Source organism: Sphaerotilus sp. (genome assembly GCF_041083715.1).
In the GTDB taxonomy this organism is placed as follows: domain Bacteria; phylum Pseudomonadota; class Gammaproteobacteria; order Burkholderiales; family Burkholderiaceae_C; genus Sphaerotilus.
Map to the genome: position 1 here is coordinate 1 of NZ_JBFPGY010000284.1, position 7019 is coordinate 7019.

General features: G+C 69.4%; 9 protein-coding genes. 5 read left to right on the plus strand and 4 right to left on the minus strand.

All coding sequences use genetic code 11. The features are described from left to right. Positions 1-86: 86 nt before the first annotated feature. Both AB3X43_RS12990 and AB3X43_RS12995 read left to right on the plus strand, forming a co-directional pair. On the plus strand, positions 87-776 hold the full coding sequence (locus AB3X43_RS12990) for a helix-turn-helix transcriptional regulator (RefSeq protein ID WP_369430276.1): 690 nt from the start codon (positions 87-89) through the stop codon (positions 774-776). 72 nt (positions 777-848) lie between these two features. After that, positions 849-1517: a Crp/Fnr family transcriptional regulator gene (locus tag AB3X43_RS12995; RefSeq protein WP_369430277.1), complete on the plus strand. Its 669-nt coding sequence runs from the start codon at positions 849-851 to the stop codon at positions 1515-1517. 18 nt (positions 1518-1535) lie between these two features. On the opposite strand, the gene AB3X43_RS13000 is transcribed toward AB3X43_RS12995, so the two are convergent. Further along, positions 1536-2465 carry a M48 family metallopeptidase gene (locus AB3X43_RS13000; protein WP_369430278.1) on the minus strand — a complete coding sequence of 310 codons (930 nt, stop codon included), beginning with the start codon at positions 2463-2465 and terminating at the stop codon, positions 1536-1538. Positions 2466-2502: 37 nt separating this feature from the next. Further along, a complete protein-coding gene (locus AB3X43_RS13005; RefSeq protein WP_369430279.1) occupies positions 2503-4149 on the minus strand; it encodes an AmpG family muropeptide MFS transporter in 1647 nt (548 codons plus the stop codon). Between the two features lie 74 nt (positions 4150-4223). Between AB3X43_RS13005 and AB3X43_RS13010 the strand changes: the two genes are divergently transcribed. Continuing rightward, complete coding sequence (locus tag AB3X43_RS13010; RefSeq protein ID WP_369430280.1) at positions 4224-4715, plus strand: flavin reductase family protein; 492 nt, start codon at positions 4224-4226, stop codon at positions 4713-4715. A gap of 20 nt (positions 4716-4735) precedes the next feature. On the opposite strand, the gene AB3X43_RS13015 is transcribed toward AB3X43_RS13010, so the two are convergent. Together AB3X43_RS13015 and AB3X43_RS13020 are read right to left on the minus strand one after the other, a co-directional pair. Then, positions 4736-5464, minus strand: coding sequence for an LrgB family protein (locus tag AB3X43_RS13015; RefSeq protein WP_369430281.1), 729 nt, complete (start codon positions 5462-5464; stop codon positions 4736-4738). Then, positions 5457-5840 (minus strand): CidA/LrgA family protein, encoded by a 384-nt coding sequence (locus AB3X43_RS13020; protein ID WP_369430282.1) that lies wholly within the window; start codon positions 5838-5840, stop codon positions 5457-5459. Before AB3X43_RS13020 ends, AB3X43_RS13015 begins: the two co-directional genes overlap by 8 nt. A gap of 150 nt (positions 5841-5990) precedes the next feature. Here AB3X43_RS13020 and trxC point away from each other — a divergent pair, with 150 nt between their 5' ends. Then, on the plus strand, positions 5991-6416 hold the full coding sequence (gene trxC, locus AB3X43_RS13025; protein ID WP_369430284.1) for a thioredoxin TrxC: 426 nt from the start codon (positions 5991-5993) through the stop codon (positions 6414-6416). Between the two features lie 286 nt (positions 6417-6702). Next, on the plus strand, positions 6703-6927 hold the full coding sequence (locus tag AB3X43_RS13030; RefSeq protein ID WP_369430285.1) for a hypothetical protein: 225 nt from the start codon (positions 6703-6705) through the stop codon (positions 6925-6927). Positions 6928-7019 lie beyond the last annotated feature (92 nt).

The window sequence follows — 7019 nt, forward strand, 5'->3', positions numbered from 1 at the left end:
GACTGGAGTCACGCGACAGCGCGATAACGTCAATGGGTCGATGCTGGTGAGTTCGGGGATTCACAGGGTCGATCAGGAGTACCGCCATGCTGACCATCGCTTCCATCCAGAACCGCGAACACTTCGATCGCCCTCGTGCCGATCCGTGTGCACCACCCCAGGTCCACAGTGCCCAATGGCTGCTGCACATGCTCACGGGCGCGCTGGATGAACTGGACTACGGCCTGCTGATCCTCGACGCCGCCGGGCATCTGATGCAGGCCAACCAGATGGGCCGCCAGCACTGCACCGCCCTGCACGGTTCCTGCCGCCTGCAGGGCAGCCAGTTGCACGCGCGCACCAGCGTCGACGAGCCGGTCCTGCTGCGCGCACTGGCACAGGCCGCTGCCGGCCGCCGCAGCCTGCTCAAGCTCGGCGAAGGGCCGCATGTGGAAACGGTGGCCGTCGTGCCACTGGGCAGCCCGCTGGGTGACCACGCCGACGGTGCGATCCTGCTGGTCTTCGGCAAGCAGCAGGTCTGCGAGGCCTTGAGCGTCGAGCACTTCGCCCGTGTGCACAACCTCACCCATGCGGAAGGCATGGTGCTCACGGCACTGTGCAGCGGCGACGACCCGGGTGCCATCGCCCGCCGCTTCGGTGTGGCCGTCTCCACCGTGCGCACGCAGATCGCCAGCGTGCGCCAGAAGACCCAGGCCGCCAGCATCCGCGACCTGGTGCGCCAGGTGGCCATGCTGCCTCCGATCGTGTCGATCCTGGGGCACGAAGCGGCGCACTGAAGAGGTGCTGCGGCACGGACGGGAGATATTCGCACTTGCAGTTGCTTACTGCATGTCCTATCGTGAAGGTCGATGCCCAAAGCGACTCGAACGGCCCCATCCGCAGACCCCACGCTGGACGATCTGCAACTCTCACCCGCTCTGCTGGCCCTGGCACGGCGGGCGGTGCCACGCCGTTACCGCAAGGGCGTCATCCTGATCCAGGAAGGCGAGCCAGGTGACACGCTCTACATCGTGCTCTCGGGCCGGATCAAGGTCTTCTCGATGGGTCCGAACGACCGCGAGATCACCTTCGGCCTCTATGGCAGCGGTGAGTTCGTCGGCGAGATGAGTCTGGATGGCGGCCCGCGCGCGGCCAGCGTGATCACGGTCGAGCCAACCACCTGCGTCGTCATCACCCGCCTGACGCTGCGCGAACACATCGCGCAGTACCCGGAGTTCGCGTTCGAGCTGCTGTCCAAGGTCATCACCCGCGCCCGCACCGCCACCCGCGACGCGCGCAACATGGCCCTGATGGACAGCTATGGCCGCCTCGTCGCGCTGATCGAGGAACTGGCCGTGCGGCAGGAAGACGGCACGCGCCGCATCCTCAGCCGCGTCACCCATGCGGAGATCGCCAGCCGCATCGGCTGCTCGCGCGAGATGGTCAGCCGGCTGCTCAAGGACCTGGAGCGCGGTGGCTACACGGCCACCATCGGCCGTGGCCTGCACATCCTCAAGCCACTGCCCAACCGTTGGTGACCTCGGCCCGCGCGGGTTTCAGCCTGCCGTGCTGTGCAATGCCGGCGGGCCGAACACCCTCGGAGGACGCGGCGCACGGGCATAGAGCGGCTCGACCTTCGGCAGGTTGGCTTCGATGTCCTGGATGCGGGTGCTGCTGGACGGGTGGGTCGAGAGGAACTGCGGCGGCGCACCCTTGCTCGCTTCGGCCATCTTCTGCCACAGCGACACGCCGGCACGCGGGTTGTAACCCGCACGCGCCGCCAGTTCCATGCCGACCAGGTCGGCCTCGGACTCGTCCTCGCGGCCGAACTTCAGCGTCAGCAACTGCCCGCCGATGTCCGCCGCCGAGCGCGCCAGATTGCCCAGGCCAAAGATCGCCGCCCCCAGCTCGATGGCACCGCGGGTCGCCGTCTGCTTGCCCATGCGCTCGCGGGCATGTTCGCGCAGCGCATGCGCCATTTCGTGGCCCATGATCATCGCGACCTCGTCGTCGCTGAGCTGCAGCGTCTGCAGGATCCCGAAGTAGAACGCGATCTTGCCGCCCGGCATGCAGAACGCGTTCAGCTCCTTGCTGCCGATCAGGCTGACCTGCCAGGTCCAGCTGCGGGCCCGCTCGTTCCACTCGTAGGTGTAGGGGATCAGCCGGTCCGCGATGGCCTGCAGACGCTGCTGCTGCGGATGGTTCGCCGGGGCCAGCGCGTGCTTGCTGCTGGCCTCCTGGCGCAGCTGCAGGTACTGCTGCTGCGCGGCGGACTCGACCTGCTCGGCCGACACCAGCTTGGCGAACTTGGAGTTGCCGCCCACGTCCACACCCTCGCGGGCCAGCGCTGGCCAGACCGCCGTCACGGCCGCACCGCCCAGCAGACGGGTGAACAGGCGCCGACCATGCAGCGCGCAGCTGCAGCCCGGCCGGTGCAGATCGATGCGGGTGGTGATGGTGGCGTCTTCGACAAGGTCCTGGCGCATGGTGATGGGCATCAAAGTTGAAAAGACACGACCGGATTCAGTCGTCGAGGCCAACCGTGGCCGGATCGACCTCCAGTGCCTGCACCGTCGCGCGCAGGCCCCAGAGCATCCACAACGCCGGCAGCGCGGCCAGCGTGGACACGATGAAGAAGCTCGGCCAGCCGATCGACTCGGCCAGCACCCCGGCCAGCGGCCCGACCCAGACCCGGCCGACCGAAGCGAACGCCGACAGCAGCGCGTACTGCGTGGCGGAAAAACGCTGGCTGGTCAGGCTCATCAGGAAGGCGACAAACGCCGCCGTGCCCATGCCACCGGAGAGATTCTCGAAGGCGATCACCATCAGCAGGCCGCCATCGACCGGCGTGGCCTGCGCCAGATGCAGGAAACCCCAGTCGAACGCCGGCACCGTCAGTCCCGGCAGCACGCCCTTGCCGTTGACCGCCAGCCACCAGAAGCCCATGTTGCTGACCATCTGCAGCACCCCAAACAGCAGCAGCGCCCGCCACAGCCCGAGCCGGATCATCAGCGCCCCGCCCAGCAGCGCGCCGCCGATCGTCAGCCACAGCCCGAGCACCTTGTTGACCACGCCCACCTCGGCCGAACCGTAGGCCATCGCCTTGAGCAGGAACGGCGTCATCAGCGAGCCGGCGAAGGCATCGCCCAGCTTGTAGAGCACGATGAAGCCCAGGAACGCCCACGCCCCCGGCTGGCTGAAATAGCTCTGCAGCCCGCCCAGCAGCGTGTCGAAGCGCGCCTTGCGCGCCGCCCACGCCGCCAGCGGCAGCGTCACGCCGATGCCCAGCACAAGGCCCAGCAAGTCCACCCAGCGCTGGCGCAGCGGCGCCGGCAGCGTGGTGTGCTCCAGCAGCGGCTGCAGCAGCGCGCTCGCCAGGGAACCCAGCACCCTGTCGGTCAGCACATACCCGGCGGCCACCGCGGCCAGCACCGCCACGAAACCGATCAGGTCGTTGCGGGCCACGCTCTCGGGCCGCACCGTCCCCTTCAGCCGCGGCATGGCCAGCGCCGACACCACCGCCGCGCCCACCATCAGCGCGGCCATCAGCCGGTAGACCTCGGGCCAGGTCCAGCTCGCCGCAGCCCCCACCGCAACGCCGGCGACCACATTGGCCGGATCGGTCCAGATCAGCGCCACGCCGCCCGACAGGATCATCGCCAGCCGGTACCCCAGCACCGCCAGCGACGACCCCAGCCCGCGCTCGGCGGCCGGCAGCACGTCGGTGCGGTAGGCGTCGATCACGACATCCTGCGACGCCGACAGGAAGGCCACCGCCACCGCGAGCAGCGCAAACGCCTGCATCGAGGTCTTCGGCGAAGTGTCCGCCATCAGCACCAGCACACCCGCCAGCGCGAGCTGCGTCAGCACCAGCCAGCCGCGGCGGCGCCCGAGAAAGGGCGGATCGAACCGGTCCATCAGCGGCGCCCAGAGGAACTTGAAGGTGTACGGCAGTCCGACCAGGCTCAGGAAACCGATCGTCGCCACATCCACGCCCTCCAGGCTGAGCCAGGCCTGCATGGCCTGCCCCGTGAGCGCCAGCGGCAGCCCCGAGGCGAAGCCCAGCACCAGCACCGCCAGCAGGCGCCACCAGCGCAGCAGCCACTGGGTGGCAGAGGTGGCGCCGGGCAGACGGGCGGGCGGCGGGGAAACGGAAGTGGGGCTGGCCATGGAGCTGGATTCTAGAAGGCGGGCATCCCATCCTGCGGACGCAGGACCGGGGGTAATCGCTGACAATCCCGGCCATGCAAGCCTCCCCCTTCACCCGGCAGGATTTCCGCGCAGCGCTCGGCCTGTTCGCGACCGGTGTCACCATCGTCACCGCCCGGGCCGCCGACGGCACCCCGGTGGGGCTCACGGCCAACTCGTTCAACTCGGTCTCGCTGACGCCGCCGCTCGTGCTGTGGAGCCTGGCGCTGCAGGCCGGGTCGATGCCGGCCTTCGCCACCGGCTCGCACTACGCGATCCACATCCTCGCCGCCGAACAGCGCGCGCTGGCCGAACGCTTCGCCACCCGTGGCGCGGACCGCTTCGCCGGCCTCGACTGGCGCCCCGGTGTCGGCGGCGTGCCGCTGCTGGACGGCGCCGCGGCGGTGCTCGAATGCCACAACCGCAGCCGCTACGAGGAAGGCGACCACGTCATCTTCGTCGGCGAAGTCGAGCAGTGCCGCTACCGCGCCGAGGCCTCGCCGCTGATCTTCCACGGCGGGCGCTTCTACACCGAACTGCCGCTGTAAGCCGCGACGCCGGTCCGGCGTCAGCCCCACCAGCGCAGCAGCCACGGCACCGCCAGCGGCATCAGCACCGAGGACAGCAGCGCCTGCAGGCTCAGCGCCAGCCCGGCATAGGCACCCGCTTCCGGATGCACCTGCATCGCCCGGGCGGCGCCGATGCCGTGGGCGGCACTGCCCAGCGCGAAGCCACGCACCGCCCAGTCGCGCAGCCCCATCGCGTCGAGCACGGACTTGCCCATCAGCGCCCCGGCAACCCCGGTGATCAGCACGAACGCCGCCGCCAGCGCCGGCACCCCGCCCAGCCGCTCGGCGATGCCCATCGCCACCGGCGCCGTCACCGACTTGGGCGCCAGCGAACGCAGCACTTCGCTGTCGAGTCCCAGCAGCGCCCCGAGCCCCACAGCGCTCACCGCCGAGGCCGTGCCACCCGCCAGCGCGGCCAGCACCAGCGCCACCCCGCGGCGGCGCAGTGCCTGGCGGCGCTGCCACAGCGGCCACCCCATCGCCACCACCGCCGGCCCGAGCAGCACATGCACGAACTGCGCGCCGGCAAAGTAGGTGGCATACGGCGTGCCCGTCATCCACAGCACCGTGCCCAGCAGCAGCACCGAGCCCAGCACCGGATTTGCCCACGGCGCCCCACCCAGCCGCTGCGACAGCGCATGGGCGGCGACATAGGCCACCAGCGTCGCCGTCAGGCCGAACAGCGGACTCGCCGCCAGATACACCCAGAGCTGCACCACTTCAGTCATGCGCATCTCCATGCCCGGCCGGGTGACCGGAGGCCGTGTCGTGGCGCAGCAGCGCGTCCAGCACCCACCCGGTCACCGCGATGCCGACCGCCGTGGACACCAGGATCGTGACCATCAGCGCCACCCCGTAGCGTGCCAGCAGGCCCAGGTGGACGGTGATGCCCACCCCCACCGGCACGAACAGCAGCGACAGGTGCCCCAGCAGCGTCGTCGCCGCCGCCTCGACCGGCTGGCGCAGCGGCGCCCAGAACAGCGCCGCGAACAGCAGCAACAGCCCCGTCACGGGCCCCGGCACCAGCAGCCCGAGCCCGCGGGTCAGCGCATCGCCCAGCGCCTGGCACACGAGCAGCAGGGCAAATCCTCTCAAGGCGGTCATCGGCAGCGCTCCGGTGCATCAGGTGGAATCCATTGGAACAGAGCCTCGCCGTCGGCGTCTGCCCCGTCCGGCCTTGAAACCACCCGGCTCGGCCCAACGTCTGGTCGGCATACACCAACCCGTATGCACCACGGCACCGGAGCCCCCACCATGCACATCGCCTGTCCCCACTGTCTGGCCGTCAACCGCGTTCCCGACGAGCGCCTGCGCGACGACCCCACCTGCGGCCGTTGCGGCAAGCCCGTGCTGGACGGTCACCCGGTCGCGCTGAACGACCAGACGCTCGCCACCCTCGCGGCCAAGACCGAACTGCCCGTGGTCGTCGACTTCTGGGCGCCGTGGTGCGGACCCTGCCGCCAGATGGCGCCGCAGTTCCAGGCCGCCGCCGCGCAGATGAAGGGCCGCGTGCTCTTCGCCAAGGTCAACAGCGACGACAGCCCGGATGCGTCGGGCCAGTACGCGATCCGCAGCATCCCGACGATGGTGCTGCTGCACGGCGGCCGGGAGGTGGCACGCCAGAGCGGGGCCATGGGCGCGGGGCAGATCGTGCAGTGGCTGGCATCCCACGTCGGCTGACTCGCCCACGGCACTGCGGTTTGCCAACAGTTGCCGGATTGTTCAGATTCGACTTTGGGTACTATTCACACCCTTCAATCGCGGGAGATACGATGGGGATCAAACAGCAGTAATGCCTTGACAGACGGCAATACCCCGCTTTGATCCCCCCCAGGCATGCGAATCCATCCATGCCGACCACAACAATAAAATCATGTCATGCATCCCAACCTCCCTTGAATGCGGGGGGTCCCCCTCCTCCGATTCAGCGACGCCTGCACGCCGAAAGCTGGGCAAGGTGCCACCCATGCCTCCCGGCCTGGTGGGCAGTCGCTCGATCACCTGCAGCCTGTGCCAGCGCAAGATCCTGTCGAGCCTACTGCTCGCGCACAAGCAGGAATCCCACGGCGACGCCATCTACAGCCGCACCGCCACCGGCCGCCCCAAGAGCATCTGGTTCCGCCCGCCGCCGCAGACGCCGGCCCCCGCATGGCGTCGGCCTGCAGCACTGCGGCCGGTATTCAGCCGCTGAGTCCTGTGGACGTCTGAACCAATTCAGGTCCTGAACCAGGCCTCGGCGAGTGCCTTGGCGCGCGTCAGTCCTTCGGGGGTCAGGTGCACCGA